The following is a 20308-nucleotide window of genomic DNA, read 5'->3' as shown; positions in this document are numbered from 1 at the left end:
GCTAAAACCAAAAATAGCACTTACCGTGCAATGACGATAAATGCTATTAGAGGGTCTTGCATATGCAGTAGATGTTAGCACGCAGCTAAGTCTTTGTGCACTCAATAAATGATTCATTATACTGAGTCATTTACCTTATTGAGCATCTCATTTTACTGAGCATCTACATTTGGTACGCGGCACAGTTTTGCAAGTAGACGATAGATCGTATCGATTAGCTGATGACGATGTACCACTTCATCCACCACACCATGCTCTAATAAGAACTCAGCGCGCTGGAATGGCTCTTCTAACGTCTCACGTACAGTCTGCTCAATCACACGCTTACCAGCGAAACCGATCATCGCTTTTGGTTCTGCTAGATGGATATCACCCAGCATCGCCAGTGATGCAGTTACACCGCCGTACACCGGATTGGTCAATACCACAATATAAGGAATCCCAGCGATTCTTAGACGCTCAATCGCTGCTGCCGTGCGTGCCATTTGCATCAACGATAGCAGGCCTTCTTGCATACGTGCACCGCCAGAAGCGGCAAAGCAAACCAAAGGTACTTTTTGCTCTAGCGCTTTTTCAGCTGCTTGAACGAAACGATCGCCAACAACTGAACCCATTGACCCGCCCATAAAGCGGAAATCAAAAGCACAGGCAACGATATCAAGGTTACGCAGTTTGCCATACATAGCAACCAACGCCTCAGACTCACCTGTTTTTTCTTGTGCTTCACTCATACGCGCAGGATATGGCTTACTATCCACAAAGCTCAATGGATCTTTTGCCGTAAATTCTTGTCCTGTCTCGCCGTCTACTTGATCAAGTAACCAGTTCAAGCGCTCACGAGCACTCATCGGTAAATGATGATCACAATGCGGGCACACATAACAGTTAAAAATTAGCGCTGTGTTAGTAATCATCGAATGACAATTACTACACTTAGTTGACGGTTCAGTCTCTACCGCAGACAGTGGCGCAGTCAAATGCTGCTTGATACCTGGGATAGGACGGTTAAACCATGACTGCCTATCCGTATTGCTGTTTGGCACGGCTTTAGCAGTATTGTTATCGGGTTTTGTTATTGTATCAGTCATATTATTTGCCATCATAAAAGGCTTATTGACAAGTGTGCTCATGCGCTTGTCATTGAGAGTTTAATGGTTGTCTAAACAAAGCATCTAATGCAGTCATAACATGAGCAGTCATGCAACATACTGATAAATAAATCTCGTATGTCGGTAATTTGATTATGCGCTTATTGATAGATAATGTATTTGCCAATCAAAATGACTCACAAACTACCACTATCAGACACCATATAATAGTGATGTTAGTTTACACTCGTAAACTAATTTTAGCAAAGTCATTTAGTATTGTCTTCACGTAAAGCTTTTAAGTAAAGTCTTAGGTAAACAATAGCTGCAATTTGACTTTGCCGTCTCAAATAACTATTTCTTCAAATAACTACTTCTTCAAGTAACAACAATATGAAAGCAATAGCTATTAAGCGCTTAAGCTGTCTAACGCTGCACGTAGCTCATCCATTTTTGCCATGATGTTCTGCTGTGCATTTGCAACCGCAGCGGTATCGTTGGCATCAATATCGGCAAAATTCTGTACCAATGCACTACCGACGATAACGCCATCTGCATGAGTACCGATCGCTTTTGCAGAGGCACCATCACGGATACCGAAGCCGACGCATACTGGCAAGTCTGTTTCTGCTTTGATTGCTTGAACTTGGGTGGCAACGTCATCAGTATCTAGCGTGGCTGAACCAGTCACACCTTTTAGTGATACATAATAAATATAGCCCCCACAATGAGTCAATACTTGCTCACGGCGCTCAGGTAAGGTGGTTGGCGATAACAAGAAAATCTCATTCATCGAATGATCAGTCAAATGCTGCGTAAAGCTACCCGCCTCTGCTGGTGGCAAATCTACCATCAATAAACCATCAACACCTGACTGCTCACATAGCGCCACAAAGTTGTCATAACCGATGATTTCAACAGGATTGAGATAACCCATTAGGATAATTGGCGTTTGCGTATCTGTTTGACGGAACTCTGCAACCATCTTCAATGCATCACGAGTACTCGTACCTGCTGCTAATGCACGCTCACCAGCCAACGCTACAGTTGGGCCATCGGCCATTGGATCAGAGAATGGTAAACCGACTTCGATCATATCTGCGCCGTGCTTGACTAAGTCATGCAATAGACCGACAGTGGTTGCAGGATTAGGATCGCCTGCCATCACATAAGGAATCAGGGCTTTTTTGTTTTGTGATTTTAAAGTTTCAAAAGTGCTTTCAATTCTGGTCATAGTGATCTCTTATAATTTTGTTAAATAAATTTTTAGCTTATATAAGTGTATTCTTACCAGCCAATATCCATTAAATTATCATGGTTATCTTGCGACAAATATTTAATATCATCAGTTCTTTGCTTATGAAAAGTATTCATAATATTTAGAATTTCACGCTGCTCTATGTAGTATAGACCGTTTAAAACATTGTGCCTCGCGCACAGTGGAATATTTTTATTAAATATTAGACCTTGCACCTTGTTCCCTCGGTTTTTCATCTTTCTACTATATATTTCTGTGTAATCTATCCAAAAACCAACAGTGCTTCCTCGAATTTGGTTAAGATAAAATGCTTCAACGTCATCATAATTTATGACTTTATCGTGCTGAAAATTTTTATTAGCTATACAAAACTGAGACGTCAATTGGATATTATCTTTATTGATTATAAGTATAGGGATATGCTTCCAAGTCCATTTTCTAGCAACCCATGGATTTGGCACAACAAAACCTTTTTGGGCACGATGCAACCAACATATCATCAGAAATAAAAACAACATGGGTATAGCTAAAAGAGACCAAAGCCCAAGAATATTTCTTAAAATTTCATCAATTGTCGTAACCGTATAACCTGTCGAAAACTCCCAAACGGCCATAAAGACATACATCACTGACCATACAATGACAACTATAAAGAAACCATAACTCTGCCAAAAACTGACGCTTTCAGTAGGTACACCCACACTTATTGTGACTGGCGCTGTTAGCACTGCTTGGTCTGGATACTTGCCCAACTGGCTAGGCTTACTCGGTATTAAGCGGTTCAAATTCATGGAGGTATACTATCGATAATAAAAAAATAGCTAGCAATATTGATAACTACTCTACTCTATAGAGTGAAGTAATTATCAATTAGCGTATTGAGATTTATGATACCTAATCAAGTTAATACGCTACTAAACTTTCTTATACAACCATCTAAACTACTCTACTCTTACTACATCTCAATCCCTTCTGCCTTCATCACTGAATGCAAATCTTTGTCACCGCGACCTGACATATTAACGATGATTGTCTGATCAGGTGTCATGGTTTTAGCCAGTTTCAATGCATACGCGACAGCATGAGCAGTCTCAAGCGCAGGAATGATGCCTTCTTTACGCGTAGACTCATGGAAGCCTTCTAGCGCCTCTTTGTCAGTACAGCCAACATATTCAACGCGCTTCATGTCTTTCAAGAAGCTATGCTCTGGACCAACACCAGGATAGTCAAGACCGGCTGAGATAGAATGCGTCTCTTGAATTTGGCCATCATCATCTGCCATGAGGTAAGTACGGTTGCCATGTAGCACACCGATACGGCCAGCAGCCAATGGTGCTGAATGACGACCTGACTCGATACCATCGCCTGTTGCCTCGACGCCATACATTTTTACTTCAGTATCGTTTAGGAAGTCAAAGAACAAACCAATCGCGTTTGAGCCACCGCCAACACACGCAACCAATGCATCTGGCATTTTTCCTGTTTTTTCTAAATGCTGAATGCGCGCTTCTTTCCCAATAATCGCTTGGAAATCACGAACCAATAGCGGATAAGGGTGCGGCCCTGCAACCGTACCAATAATATAATACGTGCTATCAACATTGGTCACCCAATCACGCATGGCTTCGTTCATCGCGTCTTTGAGCGTACGTGAGCCAGAAGTGACGGGCACAACTGTTGCGCCAAGTAAGCGCATACGATAAACATTCATCTTTTGACGCTCGACATCGTCAGCACCCATATAGACGATACACTCTAGCCCTAAGCGTGCCGCAATAGTTGCCGTGGCTACGCCATGCTGTCCTGCACCAGTCTCAGCGATGATACGTTTTTTACCACACATTTTGGCAAGCAGTGCCTGACCAATGGTGTTATTTACTTTATGTGCGCCTGTATGGTTTAGATCTTCACGTTTGAAGTAAATTTGCGCACCGCCAATCTCATCGCTCAAACGCTTAGCATGATACAGCGGCGTTGGACGACCGACATAATTGACCAAATCGTTGTGATACTCTTCCCAGAATGCTGGGTCTGCTTTTACTTTGGTATAAAGCGTTTCTAGCTCTTCTAGAGCAGCCATTAGCGTCTCAGAGACAAAACGCCCCCCATGTACACCGAAATGACCGCGCGCATCAGGATACTGGTTGAAGTCCTGTACATTTTCAGGATTGGTAAAAGTGTTTACAGACTGTGCGGTAGCAGATAAATCTTTGTTCTCGACATGACTCATGATAATTCCTACTGTAATAAGTGGTATTTTTTAGATAACTTTAGATAACTAGAGAGAAAATAATAAAAGGGATAATAATCTAATAAGATTTAAGCAGAAAAATCGGAATAACGATCAACTAAGCAGATTATGTATGGCAAATAGCTTGATACAAACCCACTTAGATGGCGCCAGTGACCGTAGCGTTTTGCCATCGATCACGCTTGACCGCTTTCATAAAGGCACGCATTTTGGCAGCGTCTTTTTTACCTTTATCAACCTCAATACCACCGCTCACATCGACGCCATAAATAGGCAAATCTAATGTCGCAGCAACATTGTCAGCATCGAGCCCACCAGCCAACACGATCGGTAGTGCACTGTCATGTGGAATGAGACTCCAGTCAAAACGTGCGCCTGTACCGCCATACTTATGCTGATGATAAGCATCCAATAAAATACTACTGGCACCTGCGGTCGCAAATTGATTAATTTGGGCGCGGACACTATCGAGGGTATCTTGCTCTGTATTGATACGCAATGCTTTGATCCAGCGTTTATTGACCATACCTGCCAGCTGTTGGCATTGCTCAGGCGTTTCATCACCATGGAACTGGATAATATCAAAAGAGACGTTGTTTGCTAAGTTAATCAGCTCATCTTTGGGCATATTGACTACCAGTGCCACCACGCTGACAAAAGCAGGTACGGCAGCGCTCAGAGTTTGCGCCTGCGCTATTGTGACCGCACGTGGACTTGGTGGATAAAACACCAAACCCACTGCATCTGCACCTAGCTGTGCCGCAGTCTGTATATCACTAAGCTGAGTAAACCCGCAAAACTTAACGTGCATTTTGTGACCTTGCGTTTCATGGTGCTGAATATGACACCGATTATAGCGGCATCAGATAGGTTCAAGCTAAAGATAAATCGTTAGATGTGATGAGGTTTTGTTAACCAAACGGCAAAGCCATTGCATCCAAAAACTTATCCTAGCATACTTTTATCCTTAGTTTTGTTTATGATTGCGATTGATTAATATAGGGATACTTTGATGTCTAAGACTGCGCAGACAGCCGCCAATAATACTGATACTGACGACAATGCTACTAGCAAAAATCCACCGCATTACTTGATGTGGTTTCGTCGTGACCTACGCATTCATGACAATACCGCTTTAGCAGCGCTTTGTGAACGTGCAAAGGAAGATAAAGCTTCGGTATCTGCCGTATTCTTTTTGACCCCTGAGCAGTGGCAAGCACACGATACCTCCCTTGTACAAGTCGATCATATTGCTCGCACGCTACCTATTCTAGCAAAGGAGTTACAAGAAAAACTAAACATCACCTTGATCGTTCAAGTTTGTCCAAACTTCTCAGACTGTATAAAGGCGCTTACAACCTTATGCAACGACAATGAAATCAGCTGCGTCATGGCCAATCACGAGTACGAAGGCAATGAGATTGATCGTGATGAGCAATTGAACAAGCAACTTGCAAAAAACGACATCGAGTTCGTCCGCTGGCATGACCAATGCATTTTGCCACCGCAAAGTATCACGACCAATGATGGCGATAGCATGTATAAGGTCTTCACCCCATTTTATAAAAAATGGCGACATACGTTGGACGTCAGTACCATTCAAATGCATGAAGCACCTACAGTGGATAGCGATTATAAAATCAAACTAAAATCATCGCAAACGTTTGCCAATACAATCGACGATATCAAAGCCCTAAATGAAAAAATGCTGAGTGACTATCAGCAGACATTAGAAAAGAATGAGTCATTGCAACATATCAATATAATAGCTCAGCTTGACCAAGCAAGAGACGCTTATCCTGCAGGTGAGTCTTCCGCTTGCCAGCGTCTAGAGGCATTCGTCGATGATGATATCAATGATTATGATGTAAGCCGTGATGTCCCCCATCTGCATGCAACCAGTCAGCTATCGGCTTACCTCACTATAGGCTCTATCAGTCCTAGACTCTGCTATCTACAGGCAAATGCAGCACAAGAAGATCTACACGGCAATGACAGCGACAATGAAGACATCAATCGCTGGATAAGCGAGCTTGCGTGGCGAGACTTTTATCGTCATGTAATAGTAGAAAAACCAAACCTGATTCGTCATAAAGCGTATAAAGAAGAGACTGATACCAACATTAATTGGTCGTATAACACTGATGATTTTGAGACATGGTGCACTGGTAAGACAGGCGTACCGCTCGTAGATGCTGCGATGCGTTGTTTAAATGCGACAGGGTTTATGCACAATCGATTGCGAATGGTAACAGCGATGTTTTTGACAAAGGACTTACTGATTGATTGGCGCTTGGGTGAGCGTTACTTTATGCAGCAGCTGATAGATGGCGATTTTGCATCCAATAACGGCGGCTGGCAATGGAGCGCGTCGACAGGTACGGACTCAGCGCCCTACTTCCGTATTATGAACCCCTTTAGCCAAGCCAATACACACGATTCTAAAGCTCTGTTTATTAAGACTTGGCTACCAGAGTTAAAAGACATTCCTAATAGCATCTTACATAACGAAGATAAGATGCGTAAGGAATTGGCAAAAGGTGGTAAGTTTGCCGATGTCGACTATCCTGCGCCAATGGTCGAGCATAAATCGGCGCGCAAGCTGGCTATTGCTGAGTTTAAAAAATAGGCTTAATTTTAGAAAACAACCAGCAGACTAGCTATTAGTAGTGACTGGCAATTGACATGCGCCTGCACCCTGATTAGTAACCGTCACTACCGCTCCCGTGAGTGCAAACAGCTGCTGCAACTGGGTTTGCGCATTTTGCAATGCCATATTCATGACATCACCTCGGCAGGCACGTTCAAGCACTTCTTTTTTTGCCATGGTCTGTGCCTGTGCCAATATCTTAGGGTCAACTTGCATCATGCCAAAAGCCCCTGTCTGCCAGTCATAAATCTCGATATCATCCAGATATGCTGAAAATATCTCTGTAGGCGGCAAAGTAATATTGATTTGCGGCATAGTGGCAGCTGGTGAGTTGGGCTCAGCTACTTGCTCTTCATCCTCATTAGCTTGAGCAGGTTGCACTACTTGTACCATCTCAGGTGTCAGTACACTCAAATCAACGCCTGCTTCTACGCGACCATGAGCGATAAACAATGCCTTTTGCTCATCCTGCCACAGTTTCATCCAGCTCCCAGGTCGCTCGCTCGTAATCACTGTATCGACACTAAATGCGACGGTATGTAAGCGATTTAACTGCTGAATTTGCGTAACCACCCCTTCGCGAGTAATAGTTTCTATCGGCGCTTCTTCTGGTTTGTTTTGCGCGCTATAAATAGCAAAGACAATCGCTACTAAGCCAATGAGTAATATCACCCACGACATTGTCACAATAGGACGTTTCTCAGGCTTTTGAGTCGCTTTAGCGTTATTCATATCAGGATTATCCATAGAAGCTACCTTTATAATGTTGCATCGTTTGGTAAGGCTAAAAGCGTTGTAAAAACGGAACAGATGCTTAGTCTATAAATGCGACTATTGTGCAGTAAATTCAAGTAATGGCTACCATTCCTCTACATAACTTTATGCATAAACCTCTACGCAACCACCTCAATAAACTGTCACCAAAATAAGCAATGCTTTCGCTATAAAATCATATGAATAGCTCAATTATTTATCCCTTATTGAAGCCTTTGTGTCACGTTCGGTCTGAAAAGACAAAAAGTCATTGCGTCTTAGGCGAACTTTACCTAACATAGTCAGATTGTATGAATAAAATGTCAGTCTTAAAGCATTTATCAGGGTTTTGACCTGGATATATTGCATTTTTGGCATATTGATACATCAAATCAAATCTACCTCTCTTTTATGAGAGTGGTTTTTACTGATGTGCTTTGTATATAAGCAGGTTGGTAACTAGGAAATACCCTAGATTATTGCTAAGTGATAAAGGTAAGCTTGCGGCGGCAATGAAACGATTAGCCATACGCTCAACATCCTACTATTTCTTATTTTTTTATCGTTGATAAGGTTACGCTTTATTTATGAAAGCCAGTCAATTTTTATTTGCCACACTAAAAGAAACCCCAAGTGACGCCGACATTGCCTCAAGCCAATTGATGGTGCGTGCTGGTCTTATCCGCAAGATTGCTTCTGGATTGTATATTTGGTTGCCTATGGGTCTGCGCGTCTTACAAAAGGTCGAACGTATTGTTCGTGAAGAGATGCAAAACGTTGGTGCACAAGAAGTGCTAATGCCGATGACTCAGCCTGCTGAACTTTGGCAGACGACCGGACGTTTTGATGATTATGGTCCTGAGCTATTGCGCTTCAAAGACCGTCATGATCGCGACTTTGTGCTTGGTCCAACGCACGAAGAAGTCATCACCAATCTAGCACAAGGCGAGCTACGTAGTTATAAACAACTACCGATTACTTTCTTTCAGATTCAAGGTAAATTCCGTGACGAGATTCGTCCACGCTTCGGTGTGATGCGCGCCCGTGAATTCACCATGAAAGATGCTTACTCTTTCCATGTGGATCAAGCCTCATTGGCCAAAACTTACCATGATATGTATGACGCTTATACACGCATCTTTACCCGCTTGGGCTTAGATTTCCGTGCGGTACAAGCAGATACAGGCTCTATCGGTGGTTTTGCCTCACATGAGTTCCATGTATTGGCAGATAGCGGCGAAGACGATATTGCGTTTTCGGACTCATCTGACTATGCAGCCAACGTTGAGCTAGCAGAATCTGTCAGCACCGCTGAGCGTCAACCGCCAAAAATGGAGCGTGAAGACGTTCTGACCGAAGGTATGACCAGCTGTAAAATGGTTGCTGAACACTTGGACATCCCGTTAGAAACGACGGTTAAAACCTTGATCGTTCATGGTCATACTGAGAATGATGAGCCACAACTGATTGCTGTCGTGTTGCGCGGCGATCATCAGCTCAATACTATCAAGGCTGAGAAAATCGAAGAAGCCAACGTACCATTGACGTTAGCATCTGACGAAGAGCTAAAAGCGGCAGGCCTGCACAAAGGCTATATCGGCGTTAATTTAGATATGCCTGTGTTTGTTGATCGTTCAGCAGCTGCGTTGTCAGATTTTGTTTGCGGTGCCAATGAAGTGAACAAACATACTATCGGTATGAACTGGGCACGTGATACTCGCATTACTCGCATCGTTGATGTGCGCAATGTACAAGAAGGCGACCCGTCTCCTGATGGTAAAGGCAGTCTAAAAATCAAACGTGGTATCGAAGTCGGTCATATCTTCCAGTTGGGTGATAAATACTCACAAGCGATGAACTGTACAGTTTCTGGTGAAGATGGCAAACCTGTTACCTTGATGATGGGCTGTTATGGTATTGGCGTTAGTCGTATCATTGCCGCTGCTATCGAGCAGAACAATGATGAAAACGGCATCATGTGGCCAAAAACGCCAACGGTTGATGATTCGATCGCTCCTTTTGAAGTCGCTATCATCCCGATGAAGTCTAAAGAAGAGACGGTCATGCAGACGGCAACCGCCCTGTATGAAGAGTTGAAAGCTCAAGGCATCAATGTACTACTGGACGATCGTAACGAGCGCCCAGGCGTTAAGTTTGCTGATCTTGAGTTGATTGGTATACCGCATCGTATCGTCGTGTCTGATCGCAACTTGGCGGAAGACAAGTATGAGTACGTCAATCGCCGTGAAGCCGAAAAACAAATGCTAAGCCGTGAAGAAGTTATGGCAAAAGTAAGCGGTAAATAGTCTTGTAATTAAAGACTATATAACGAAAAGCGCCTATCTCACATGATGAGATAGGCGCTTTTTTATTGGCTTAAAAACTACTTAACATTGTATTTTTATGGAGAACTTACTGGCGGATTAAACGGCTTGGCTTAGGCAATAAACGGATATCACTGACACGGCAAGGATTGATATCGATACCACCGCGGCGCGTATACCATGCCCGTACCATCAGCTCACTCGGCTGGTAGTATTGGCTCAAATCAGCAAATATCTGCTCAACACACTGCTCATGAAAACCATTGTGCTGACGGAAGCTCAATATATAGCGCAGCATATTTGCATTATTAAAAGGCTTATCAGTCGTAATCGATACGGCCAAAGTGCCCCAATCTGGTTGATTGGTCACTGGGCAGTTACTACGCAGTAGATTGGAATAAAAGGTATACGGCTGCGTATCCTCATTTACCATGCTTTCACTACTCGCGGCTATTTCTTCGCTAGCACTTAGCAATGACGCATCAGGATGTTCAGCTAACGCAACTTTATCCGTACTGCCTGCTAGTGCTTCATCAATGCAAACACCCTCAGGCTGAGCGATCAATAACGCTGTTTCGTTACCATTTAAATCATCATTCAAGCCAAATAATGCTACCTGTACGTCTGCTTGTAAACAAGCTGACAAGTCTTTCGCAATCAACGCTTGTACGTCGTTCCAACTGGCGAACTCGGTAAAGTTAATACTATTCAAATATAACTTAAGCGATTTTGATTCTACGATAAACGGTGAGCTAGCAGGAATACTAAAGCGTGCAATCGCCACTTGCGAGATACCTTGCGGGTTTAACCAAGAGATCTCAAAGGCCTGCCACCAATCGACACCAACGGCTAGCTTATCGTTTTGCCAACCAATCGCATCACGTCCCATGCTGCGCGCAATCGGATATAGCGTCTCTGGGCTATACTCAGTTGGATAGTCTGTGGTTTGCTCACCCAAGATACCGTGAATACTCATCTGTCTTCCTAATATTAAACCGTTTAAAATTTGCTCTAAATAATATACTTAGCGAATAATACGCACTACAAACGTACACGCGAGCCATTACTTAGCAAGCGATAAGCGATGGTATAAAATATCGCACAGAACACGAAAATAGCCGCCATCGAATACCAAACATTGACATCAGAGTAGCCAAGAATACCGTAACGGAATGAGTTGACCATATAGACGATAGGATTCAATAGCGAAACATTTTGCCAAAATGGCGACAAATTTTCCATCGAATAAAACACACCGCCAAGATAGGTCAATGGCGTCAGTACAAAGCTTGGGATAATAGAGATATCATCAAACGAGCGTGCAAATACCGCATTGATAAAACCACCTAACGAAAACAAGATAGACGTGCCAAGTACCGTAAATATAGTCACAAATAAATGCTCGATACCAAGATCGGTAAAGAACAGCGCCACTATCGAGACAATCACACCGATAGCCAGTCCACGGAAGATACCACCACTGATATAACCCATCAAAATAGCATGCTTGGATACTGGCGAGACCAAAAGCTCTTCGATACTAGACGTGAACTTGGCACTAAAGAAGCTTGAGACGACGTTAGAGTAACTGTTGGTAATGATCGACATCATGATCAAACCAGGCACGATAAACTGCATGTAAGGCACGCCGCCCATCTCACCCACACGCGAACCAATCATCTTACCAAAGATGACAAAATACAAACTCATCGTGATAACTGGCGGTAGTAACGTCTGCGGCCAGATACGTAAAATACGGCGTACTTCTTTGAACCAAATAGTACGAAACGCAATCCATTTTTTACTCAATGACATTGTTTTATTATGATCGACTAGTTCCTGACTCATAATCCCGCCTCCTTCATGCTATCTGCACTCTGAATGTTTTTGTCTACCAAGCGCATAAATAACTCTTCTAGTCGGTTGGCTTTATTGCGCATACTCGCCACACTGATACCTTTATCAGACAATTGATCAAAGACACCGTTTAGTGACTCACCTTCTGTCAAGGTAACTTCTAGCGTTTGCTCATCTGGTTGCGAGACTCCTGTAACTCCTGTCAGAGCCAACTGCTCAGTGAGCGGCGTATCTAAATCAAATACAAACGTCTCTACCGACAACTGCGCCAGTAGTTCTTTCATTTCCGTATTGATTCGAATCTCGCCGTGATCCAAGATCGCAATACGTTTACACAATTGCTCTGCCTCTTCGAGATAATGAGTCGTCAGAATAATAGTGGTGTTTTCTTCGATATTAATCTGCTGCATGAATTCCCACATAGAGCGGCGAAGCTCGATATCGACACCCGCCGTTGGCTCATCCAGAATCAATAGCTTTGGCTTATGAATTAATGCACGGGCAATCATCAAACGGCGTTTCATACCACCAGATAGCTCACGTGATTTACTGTCGCGTTTATCCCATAATCCTAGCGCTGTTAATAGTCTTTTTGCGCGGGGTTTGGCTTCTTTCGCCGGAATACCAAAATAACCCGCTTGCGTAATCAGGATATCTTCGACCTTTTCGAACATATTAAAGTTAAATTCTTGCGGTACAACGCCAAGGTATTGCTTAGCAATCGAAGGGTTCTCTAATAGGTCTGTGCCGAAAATATGGACGCTACCGGTGGTTGGCTTAAACAATGAGCTAATAATACCAATCATGGTAGATTTGCCTGCGCCGTTTGGCCCAAGTAACGCAAAGAATCCACCTTGTGGTACCATTAAATCAACCCCTTTTAATGCCGAAAACCCATTGTCATAGGTCTTGGATAGGTTTTTTATGGAGAGTGCTGGTGCATCAGACATGAAGACCTCTTTATTTGTTATCAATTTATATAAAATGCGATTTTAGAATAATAGGCCGTGTTGAACATTCGACTATCATTATCATATAGGCAAAAGCCGTATAAGAATGTTCAACACACTCTACTCTCTAAAGGTGACAATGTACGGTAATAAACGAACTAATCTCATAAAATGAGGCTACTCATGACGAATTTCAACTGCCTTATATTCGAAGTACCATATTAATAATACTCATCATGAAAAAGCGCCTATCTCATCACTGAAATAGGCGCTTTATAGATAACTATCGTAAAAGCTTGGAAGGTAATCAACAAAGATTAGCTTGCTTCTGCGACCATATAATCTACGGCATTTTGAACTTCTTCATCAGGAATATCCGCGCCACCTTTTGCAGGCATCGCATTGAAACCATTGATAGCATGGGTATATAGCGTATCTTTACCTTTTGCGATACGTGGGCCCCAAGCGCCAGCATCACCAAAGATAGGAGAGCCTAGCAAGCCTGCAGTATGACAAGTATGACATACAGCATTATATACCGCTTTACCGTCACGAGGACCGTCGCCAGCAGCTGGGCCAGATGAGCGTGCCGTTACATCACAAGCTTCACCGTCTTCAAAACAGATATTGGCAACAGGCTGGATACGCGCAATCAGATTAGGATACAAAGCAATTAGCTTTTGCACTTGCGGCGTATCTTGTGGAATTGGCTCTTCATCAGCGGCAGGCGCTGCAGCGGCAGTTTCTTCGCCTTCTGCTGGAGCGGCTTCGTCAGTGGGCGCAGCACCATCTGTCGTATCTGCAGCAGCTTGGGTATCGTCACCTAGCGTTTCAGGAGCAGCTTCTACGACCTCTTGGCCTTCTGCTACGTCTGACGCAGTTACAGGAGTGTCTACAACATCTTCAGCTTGGCTCACCGCGATACTAGCGATTCCTAGAATGGCAGCTGCCGATAACATAACTACTTTTCTCATTCGTCACGTTCTCTTATTACGTATACAAGGACTAGCACGGCTCGGACATTCTGTCTGTCCTTCTTTGACGACCTCTAAGTCTTCAATAGCAGACAGCCATCCCGCGTGCCAGCGCACTTGCAATCGGTGATTATAAATATGAATTCTCCCCAACATTATAAGGGAAAAGGCAGGTAAATTGCCATGCTTGTTTAATGACTTGGCTGTTTTTTCTTAAAAAACCTCAATCGCGACTGTCATTTATTGGCTTTATGCTTTTTATTTGTTAGACTAAGCGGTCTTTATTTCTAGACACCTTATGCTAATTATCATGCGCATCTAAGCGTGACAGTCAGACATATCGTTATCATATGCGCTCGTAGCTCAGTTGGATAGAGTATCGGTCTCCGAAGCCGAGGGTCGTGGGTTCGATTCCCGCCGAGCGCACCAATCATATTGTTTATAACCTCGCTCTACCCTTCCCTTAGTACTATCTTAAACTACCTAGACTTATTAAACCTACACTTCAAAATGTTTGCGGTTTTTCTGTGCTTATATATTTCTAGTGCTCTCACCTATAGTCGATTCAGTATAATTTGGATACAAGGAAGCCGAGTGAAAGTACTACAAGTAGTAGACTGAGCGAGACTGACACCGTAGCCAATTTATAGAGGATTGACTATATAGCAAAATTACTCTGCATCTTGCAAATTGGCAGTCAATTGAGCACGGCTAGGTATACGGTGATAATTAATCACTGGCACATCACCCAAACGGCGCTGACCCTCAGCAATCTTTTTATCAATCGTAATCATCGCAATTTTTTTATCTTGTTTGCTAACGAGCAAATGATTTGCCTTACTTGTGACTCGATAATCAGCAAAATGCTGTTTTAATATCGCTGATGTTTTTTGCAGCGCATCATTCGGTGTTGAATTTTTTGATTTTGCGCCGCTATGCTTTTCACCTGCTTTTGCGCCGCGTGATTTTGCCACGAACCATAAAACTGCGATGACAGCGAACAATATGACAAGCCACCAAATTCCGTCTATCATAAGTAAAAATATCCATTATTAGCAAGGTTTGGCTCATGTTAGCAGAATTATTACCAGCGTTAATAGCAGAAGTAAAACTTGCAGCACAACTGTTGTCATCGAAACAGCGTATTTGCATTTTGACTGGGGCTGGCATTTCAGCAGAAAGTGGCATCCCAACATTTCGAGATAAGCAAACAGGACTGTGGGAGAATTACGGTGTCGAAGACTTGGCAACCCCTGAAGCGTTCACTCGTGATCCAAAGCTGGTGTGGTCATGGTATCAATGGCGTCGGCAAATGGTCGCAGACAAAGCGCCAAATCCTGCCCATCATGCGTTGGCTCAGTGGCAGTATCATGCGCAAACCTCCGATCAGCAAGTGACACTCATTACCCAAAATGTCGATGATTTGCACGAGCAAGCTGGTAGCGCGGTGACTCACCTGCATGGTCATCTGTGGCGTAACCGCTGTGGTCAGTGTGAGATACCCTATCAAGATAAATCGAGAGCGTCATACGATAATCAAGGCACAATGAGTTTTGATGAAACACTGCTTAGCTGTCCGCATTGCGACGGTTACATCAGACCAGATATTGTTTGGTTTGGCGAAGCTCTACCTGTACAGGCCTGGCAGGCTGCCGAAGATGCTGCGGCTAATTGCGAGGTGTTTATCAGTATCGGTACATCAAGCTTGGTCTATCCTGCTGCTGGTTTAGCACAGCTAGCCAAACAAAATGGCGCGCAAGTTATCGAGATCAACCCTGACCCAACACCAAATACCATTGTCGATATCACATTAGCAGAAAAGGCTGGAATAGTACTGCCACTGCTGATAGAAGAAATTACTGCTTTATAATTACTACTGCTCGTAAGTACTACTAACGACAGGCAACAAAAAAGGCGTAACAGTTTATATAAACCGTTACGCCTTTACTACTCATAACGAACTCGTTAAAATTATTTCAATGCAAGATCAACTCTCGCCAAGTAAGCTTCTTTTAACTCATCATTGATAAATGCCGATTTAAACGAGTTTTTTACTAATGTAATAACATCGTCTTCCGTAATCGGTAGATTTTCGTAGAGGTTGATAAAGTTTTGATTCACATACCCTTTGAAATAAGCTGGATCGTCTGAGTTGACGCTAATATTCAGACCATAGTCTAAAAGCTCTTTAATATTGTGCTCTTTATAAGTCTCAAAGACTTTTAGCTCAATATTCGAGTTCGGGCAAACCGTCAGTGGCATCTGCTCATCTTTAAGTCTTTGCATCAACTCTGGGCTTTTTATAGACTGCACACCATGATCAATTCTATTGATATTCAATAAATCTAGCGCTTCGTAGATATACGAAAAGTCTGCTTCTTCGCCTGCGTGAGCAACCAACTTAAAGCCTTCTTCTTTAGCTTTTTGGAAGACCTCTTTAAACTTCGATGGCGGGTTGCCTAATTCTGATGAGTCCAGACCCACACCGATAATGTCGTCTTTATAGTCCAGTGCTTGCTCTAACGTTTCAAAAGCTTCTTCTTGCGATAAATGACGCAAAAAACACATGATGATGCATGATGTGATACCGTATTTTGCTTTGGCATCTGCGAGCGCTTCTTTGATACCTGTGATGACCGCTTCAAAAGGCACGCCGCGTTCGGTATGCGTTTGCGGATCAAAGAATATCTCTGTGTGGATGACATTGTCTTCGACACATCTAAGAATATATTCCCACGTCAAATCATAAAAATCATCTTTGGTGAGTAAAACATTTGCGCCGGCATAGTAAATATCTAAAAAACTTTGCAGATTGTTAAAGTTATAGGCGGCGCGCACGTCTTCTACGCTGTCATAAGGTATCTCTACATTGTTCTTTTTGGCCAGTCTAAACATCAGCTCAGGCTCTAGCGAACCTTCAATATGTAGATGAAGTTCGGCTTTCGGTAGTTTCTTTATTAATTCAATCATAGTATTCCAATAATGGTGTTATCGAGACGAGCCCTAGTAGATATTGCACAGTAGGATAATCAAACCATGCATATATGAGGTGTTATCTGTCTCAGAAGAGTTATTTTAACACTAAAAGCATATCGCCTAAAACAAAACCCTTTGACCGTATAGATAAGCTACTTATAAAAGCAACCTTCTTAATACAACCGTATAAGGCGCAAATTACTTTAAAAATACGACTGTATCAGACAGCTCATTGCCTTCTGGATCGCGCTCTAAATGATAGTATTGACGTAACACTTGCCCCACTTCGTCTAGCAGTTCAGCTAAGCTCTCTTCTGTCTTTTGAGTAGCAATACCAGATACTGCCTTTTCGCACATTGCATTCCATACTGTTGGACTAACGTGAGCGCTGATACCTCGGTCTGCGACAATCTCTAGTTTACGCTCGCATATATTGACATAGATCAAGACGCCCGTATTTTCTTCAGTATCCCAGACGCGATATTCGCTAAACAAATCAATCGCACGCTCACGGCAGTTCATGCGATAGGCCTCTTGGATAGGCAGATGGTTTTCTACGATTAAGAATACTTCACCACGATGCCCACGTTCGGCTCGTGTCACACCATCTGTTAAACGCGCCTTAGATTCTGTTGTTAGCCACTTACTATGTAATAAAGGGACGAACAAAACTTGACGCCACCAGCGGGCAAAACTGGGGTTTGAAGCGTTGTCTTCTACCATTATATTATTTCCTCAAGTACGTCGTTTTCGATGGTTATGTAGAGTTTATTTTGTTTGCGTATGTGGAATACTTACCACGAGCCACCTGCACCGCCGCCGCCGAAACCACCGCCGCCACCGCCAAAGCCGCCACCGCCAAAGCCGCCTCCACTACCGCCGCCCATACCGGGTAAGAAAATCATGCCGCCTCTGCGACCACCTTTACCGCCGCCGCCTTTTCCACCGCCACCGCCGCGTGAGATCAAAAACATCCAGATGAATATTGCCATAATCAGCGTCATGAAGAAACCGCCACCTAATGCCATTGAACCTGCAAAAAACCCGCCAGCAGTAATAATAGAACCAAATACTCGGCCCAATATATTAGTAATAAAGCTACCAAAAATCATCGCCATAATAAATAGGAAGATAGGTGACGGCAGCTCGTCTGAGCTTTGCTGAGCAGTACGTTCTGCAGCTTGTGCATCAGCACGGGCTAAGACTTCAGGATCAGCAGTTAAGCGTGTTTTAAGCGCTTCAACGCCAGCGATTATCCCTGCACCATAGTTATTTTGCTTAAATAACGGCGTAATATCTTCTCGGATGACACGGTTAACCGCCGCATCTGGTAAGACGCCTTCTAGTCCATAACCCGTTAGGATATACATATCACGGTCATTGACAGCGACGACAATCAGTAGACCATCATCGATAGCTTCATCACCCAATTCCCACTTCTCAGCAACTTGCAATGCATAATCAAATATTGGTACGCCATTGGTAGTCGGTACGATAACCACTGCTGCTTGTGCTAACCCCTGCTGATAGATACTTCGAAGCTGCGCCTCTAGACGTAGCTTTTCTTGAGGATTTAAAATATTGGCTTGATCAACGACTGGTTCATTGAGTATCAACTTATCAGCATCAACACCCTCGGCACTGGAACGTACAGGTGGCTGAGCGGTTGTTTGGGCATTGGCTGTATCATTTGCTGTACTTTGGCTATCTGCGTTTTGATTGATAGCGTCGTTGCCGAGCATCGCTTCATTGATAGCATCGTTATTTAATACAGCATCATTAATTGCTTCATTAGACTCGCCTGCTTTAGCAACGGCCACCAACTCTTCGACACTACGGTTTTGCAGATTCGAGGTGCTATCTGTCGCCACCGCTGTATCATTGGGTGCAGCGTGCAATGCAGGCACGCTGACGACACCTAACGTAAACAGTAATGCTGATAAGATTGCTTTTGAATTATTCATCTAATCTATACCACCTCAGATAACATCTTTACCAATTGATAGACTCTAACTAATCATTATCAAACCATTAGCTAAATAAACAGAGCTGCCTATGCCGCTCTGTCTTCACGTTCATTCTAAATTTTATTCAGCTGACTTTTCTGTAGAATCGCCAAAATCAACACTTGGTGCGGTTGAAATCGCCTCTTCATTGGCCACACTAAAGTTGGGCTTAGTGTCCATACCAAATACTTTTGCAGTGATGTTGGTTGGGAACTGACGTACCGTTGTATTGTATCCCTGCACTTCTTGAATATAACGGTTACGAGCAACAGCAATACGGTTCTCAGTACCTTCTAACTGTGCTTGCAAATCTTGAAACAATGCATCTGACTTTAGATCTGGATAACGCTCAGACACCGCCATCAAACGCGATAACGCACCTGTCATCTGCTCTTGCGCTGCTGCATAACGCTCCATCGCTTCTGGATCATTGAGTACTTCTGGCGTCACCGTGATACCGCCCGCACGTGAGCGAGCTTCTGCCACTTGGGTGAAGACCTCTTGCTCTTGATCGGCATATTGCTGTACGACTTTGACTAAGTTTGGCACCAAATCAGAACGGCGCTGATACTGGTTGACCACTTCTGACCATGAAGCAGTGACCTGCTCATCTTGTGCCTGCAGGTTATTGTAGCCACAGCCGCTGAGACCAACCGTAGAAGTTGTCAATAAAGCGGCTAGCAACATCGGCTTCATAATAGATTTACGCGTCATTGTTGATTCTCCTAATAATGATAAATATCCAGTACCACGTTTTTAATATTTTTAAGTTTTCTTGGTATTCATACGGCAGTCATGCACTCTATATACTGTATATCTGCGCATCACTCTATCAGCATGATATCAAAAGAAGTTGTCCTAATGATGGCGTTATACACGGCTTTTTACAATTGGTCGTTACCAAAACACAACCGCATAGTGTCAACGATAACGCGTTTTTATCATGATAGATATAGAGCAAAAATCTAGCAGTCTAGAGGAATCAGACTAAATGTTATGAAAGTACAAACAATTATTTATATATTATCCAAATCTTGCTAATGTATCTGCCAAATGAAATATGAATATATCTACTGTCTATAAAGAAATTTCTAGTAATTAGTACAAAAATATGGCAAATTGCAGTTACGTAGCCGTACGGTTTGAATACATTTGGTAGTGGACTTATAGTTTGATTAGTATTAGCGAGTTGTTAATTTCTTAATAAAAACATCAATTAAC

Annotated in this window: 18 protein-coding genes and 1 tRNA gene; 4 read left to right on the top strand and 15 right to left on the bottom strand. The window is 43.1% G+C overall.

What is annotated here, in order from left to right; genetic code table 11:
- Nucleotides 1-152 precede the first annotated feature (152 nt).
- The 5 genes from accD to FQV37_RS11505 all read right to left on the bottom strand — a co-directional run bounded on the left by accD (nucleotide 153) and on the right by FQV37_RS11505 (nucleotide 5438).
- Complete coding sequence (gene accD / locus FQV37_RS11525) at nucleotides 153-1100, bottom strand: acetyl-CoA carboxylase, carboxyltransferase subunit beta (protein WP_205962091.1); 948 nt, start codon at nucleotides 1098-1100, stop codon at nucleotides 153-155.
- A 397-nt stretch (nucleotides 1101-1497) separates the two neighbouring features.
- On the bottom strand, nucleotides 1498-2322 hold the full coding sequence (gene trpA, locus FQV37_RS11520) for a tryptophan synthase subunit alpha (RefSeq protein WP_160023127.1): 825 nt from the start codon (nucleotides 2320-2322) through the stop codon (nucleotides 1498-1500).
- 53 nt (nucleotides 2323-2375) lie between these two features.
- A complete protein-coding gene (locus FQV37_RS11515; RefSeq protein ID WP_160023125.1) occupies nucleotides 2376-3137 on the bottom strand; it encodes a hypothetical protein in 762 nt (253 codons plus the stop codon).
- 164 nt (nucleotides 3138-3301) lie between these two features.
- Nucleotides 3302-4576, bottom strand: a complete 1275-nt coding sequence (gene trpB / locus FQV37_RS11510) for a tryptophan synthase subunit beta (RefSeq protein ID WP_160023123.1) — start codon at nucleotides 4574-4576, stop codon at nucleotides 3302-3304.
- Between the two features lie 160 nt (nucleotides 4577-4736).
- Nucleotides 4737-5438: a phosphoribosylanthranilate isomerase gene (locus tag FQV37_RS11505; protein WP_277342693.1), complete on the bottom strand. Its 702-nt coding sequence runs from the start codon at nucleotides 5436-5438 to the stop codon at nucleotides 4737-4739.
- Between the two features lie 171 nt (nucleotides 5439-5609).
- On the opposite strand from FQV37_RS11505, the gene FQV37_RS11500 reads away from it, so the two are divergent.
- On the top strand, nucleotides 5610-7226 hold the full coding sequence (locus FQV37_RS11500; protein WP_160023119.1) for a cryptochrome/photolyase family protein: 1617 nt from the start codon (nucleotides 5610-5612) through the stop codon (nucleotides 7224-7226).
- Between the two features lie 27 nt (nucleotides 7227-7253).
- On the opposite strand, the gene FQV37_RS11495 is transcribed toward FQV37_RS11500, so the two are convergent.
- A complete protein-coding gene (locus FQV37_RS11495) occupies nucleotides 7254-7994 on the bottom strand; it encodes a DUF4230 domain-containing protein (protein ID WP_160023117.1) in 741 nt (246 codons plus the stop codon).
- 593 nt (nucleotides 7995-8587) lie between these two features.
- Between FQV37_RS11495 and FQV37_RS11490 the strand changes: the two genes are divergently transcribed.
- On the top strand, nucleotides 8588-10306 hold the full coding sequence (locus FQV37_RS11490) for a proline--tRNA ligase (RefSeq protein ID WP_160023115.1): 1719 nt from the start codon (nucleotides 8588-8590) through the stop codon (nucleotides 10304-10306).
- Between the two features lie 106 nt (nucleotides 10307-10412).
- On the opposite strand, the gene queF is transcribed toward FQV37_RS11490, so the two are convergent.
- The 4 genes from queF to FQV37_RS11470 form a co-directional block, all read right to left on the bottom strand.
- A complete protein-coding gene (queF, locus tag FQV37_RS11485) occupies nucleotides 10413-11300 on the bottom strand; it encodes an NADPH-dependent 7-cyano-7-deazaguanine reductase QueF (protein ID WP_160023113.1) in 888 nt (295 codons plus the stop codon).
- Between the two features lie 65 nt (nucleotides 11301-11365).
- Nucleotides 11366-12139, bottom strand: coding sequence for an ABC transporter permease (locus tag FQV37_RS11480; RefSeq protein WP_160023143.1), 774 nt, complete (start codon nucleotides 12137-12139; stop codon nucleotides 11366-11368).
- Nucleotides 12140-12168: 29 nt separating this feature from the next.
- On the bottom strand, nucleotides 12169-13131 hold the full coding sequence (locus FQV37_RS11475) for an ABC transporter ATP-binding protein (RefSeq protein ID WP_160023111.1): 963 nt from the start codon (nucleotides 13129-13131) through the stop codon (nucleotides 12169-12171).
- A 317-nt stretch (nucleotides 13132-13448) separates the two neighbouring features.
- Nucleotides 13449-14105: a c-type cytochrome gene (locus tag FQV37_RS11470; RefSeq protein ID WP_101204943.1), complete on the bottom strand. Its 657-nt coding sequence runs from the start codon at nucleotides 14103-14105 to the stop codon at nucleotides 13449-13451.
- Nucleotides 14106-14457: 352 nt separating this feature from the next.
- On the opposite strand from FQV37_RS11470, the gene FQV37_RS11465 reads away from it, so the two are divergent.
- Nucleotides 14458-14534, top strand: a tRNA-Arg gene (locus FQV37_RS11465).
- A 242-nt stretch (nucleotides 14535-14776) separates the two neighbouring features.
- On the opposite strand, the gene FQV37_RS11460 is transcribed toward FQV37_RS11465, so the two are convergent.
- A complete protein-coding gene (locus FQV37_RS11460; protein WP_160023109.1) occupies nucleotides 14777-15139 on the bottom strand; it encodes a hypothetical protein in 363 nt (120 codons plus the stop codon).
- Nucleotides 15140-15174: 35 nt separating this feature from the next.
- Here FQV37_RS11460 and FQV37_RS11455 point away from each other — a divergent pair, with 35 nt between their 5' ends.
- Nucleotides 15175-15975, top strand: coding sequence for an SIR2 family NAD-dependent protein deacylase (locus FQV37_RS11455; RefSeq protein WP_160023107.1), 801 nt, complete (start codon nucleotides 15175-15177; stop codon nucleotides 15973-15975).
- Nucleotides 15976-16076: 101 nt separating this feature from the next.
- Here FQV37_RS11455 and FQV37_RS11450 read toward each other — a convergent pair whose 3' ends face one another.
- The 4 genes from FQV37_RS11450 to FQV37_RS11435 all read right to left on the bottom strand — a co-directional run bounded on the left by FQV37_RS11450 (nucleotide 16077) and on the right by FQV37_RS11435 (nucleotide 19801).
- Entirely contained in the window at nucleotides 16077-17075 is a 999-nt protein-coding gene (locus FQV37_RS11450; protein WP_134292763.1) for an adenosine deaminase, read from the bottom strand.
- Nucleotides 17076-17279: 204 nt separating this feature from the next.
- Entirely contained in the window at nucleotides 17280-17804 is a 525-nt protein-coding gene (locus FQV37_RS11445; protein ID WP_160023105.1) for a TPM domain-containing protein, read from the bottom strand.
- 71 nt (nucleotides 17805-17875) lie between these two features.
- The gene (locus tag FQV37_RS11440) at nucleotides 17876-19045 is read right to left on the bottom strand and encodes a TPM domain-containing protein (RefSeq protein WP_160023103.1); all 1170 of its coding nucleotides are present in this window, start codon (nucleotides 19043-19045) and stop codon (nucleotides 17876-17878) included.
- Nucleotides 19046-19168: 123 nt separating this feature from the next.
- Complete coding sequence (locus FQV37_RS11435; RefSeq protein WP_160023101.1) at nucleotides 19169-19801, bottom strand: LemA family protein; 633 nt, start codon at nucleotides 19799-19801, stop codon at nucleotides 19169-19171.
- Nucleotides 19802-20308 lie beyond the last annotated feature (507 nt).

It is taken from the genome of Psychrobacter nivimaris, from assembly GCF_009812035.1.
GTDB classification, from domain to species: Bacteria; Pseudomonadota; Gammaproteobacteria; order Pseudomonadales; family Moraxellaceae; genus Psychrobacter; species Psychrobacter nivimaris.
The sequence above is the reverse complement of the archived record's forward strand: the minus strand, read 5'-3'. Positions and strand labels throughout refer to the sequence as shown.

Coding starts and splice junctions, on each gene's coding strand:
- queF (WP_160023113.1), bottom strand. CDS start 11,300: ATGAGTATTCACGGTATCTTGGGTGAGCAAACCACAGACTATCCAACT.
- accD (WP_205962091.1), bottom strand. CDS start 1,100: ATGGCAAATAATATGACTGATACAATAACAAAACCCGATAACAATACT.
- FQV37_RS11440 (WP_160023103.1), bottom strand. CDS start 19,045: ATGAATAATTCAAAAGCAATCTTATCAGCATTACTGTTTACGTTAGGT.
- FQV37_RS11495 (WP_160023117.1), bottom strand. CDS start 7,994: ATGGATAATCCTGATATGAATAACGCTAAAGCGACTCAAAAGCCTGAG.
- FQV37_RS11455 (WP_160023107.1), top strand. CDS start 15,175: ATGTTAGCAGAATTATTACCAGCGTTAATAGCAGAAGTAAAACTTGCA.
- FQV37_RS11500 (WP_160023119.1), top strand. CDS start 5,610: ATGTCTAAGACTGCGCAGACAGCCGCCAATAATACTGATACTGACGAC.
- FQV37_RS11490 (WP_160023115.1), top strand. CDS start 8,588: ATGAAAGCCAGTCAATTTTTATTTGCCACACTAAAAGAAACCCCAAGT.
- FQV37_RS11460 (WP_160023109.1), bottom strand. CDS start 15,139: ATGATAGACGGAATTTGGTGGCTTGTCATATTGTTCGCTGTCATCGCA.
- FQV37_RS11515 (WP_160023125.1), bottom strand. CDS start 3,137: ATGAATTTGAACCGCTTAATACCGAGTAAGCCTAGCCAGTTGGGCAAG.
- FQV37_RS11445 (WP_160023105.1), bottom strand. CDS start 17,804: ATGGTAGAAGACAACGCTTCAAACCCCAGTTTTGCCCGCTGGTGGCGT.
- FQV37_RS11435 (WP_160023101.1), bottom strand. CDS start 19,801: ATGACGCGTAAATCTATTATGAAGCCGATGTTGCTAGCCGCTTTATTG.
- FQV37_RS11470 (WP_101204943.1), bottom strand. CDS start 14,105: ATGAGAAAAGTAGTTATGTTATCGGCAGCTGCCATTCTAGGAATCGCT.
- FQV37_RS11480 (WP_160023143.1), bottom strand. CDS start 12,139: ATGTCATTGAGTAAAAAATGGATTGCGTTTCGTACTATTTGGTTCAAA.
- FQV37_RS11450 (WP_134292763.1), bottom strand. CDS start 17,075: ATGATTGAATTAATAAAGAAACTACCGAAAGCCGAACTTCATCTACAT.
- trpB (WP_160023123.1), bottom strand. CDS start 4,576: ATGAGTCATGTCGAGAACAAAGATTTATCTGCTACCGCACAGTCTGTA.
- FQV37_RS11475 (WP_160023111.1), bottom strand. CDS start 13,131: ATGTCTGATGCACCAGCACTCTCCATAAAAAACCTATCCAAGACCTAT.
- trpA (WP_160023127.1), bottom strand. CDS start 2,322: ATGACCAGAATTGAAAGCACTTTTGAAACTTTAAAATCACAAAACAAA.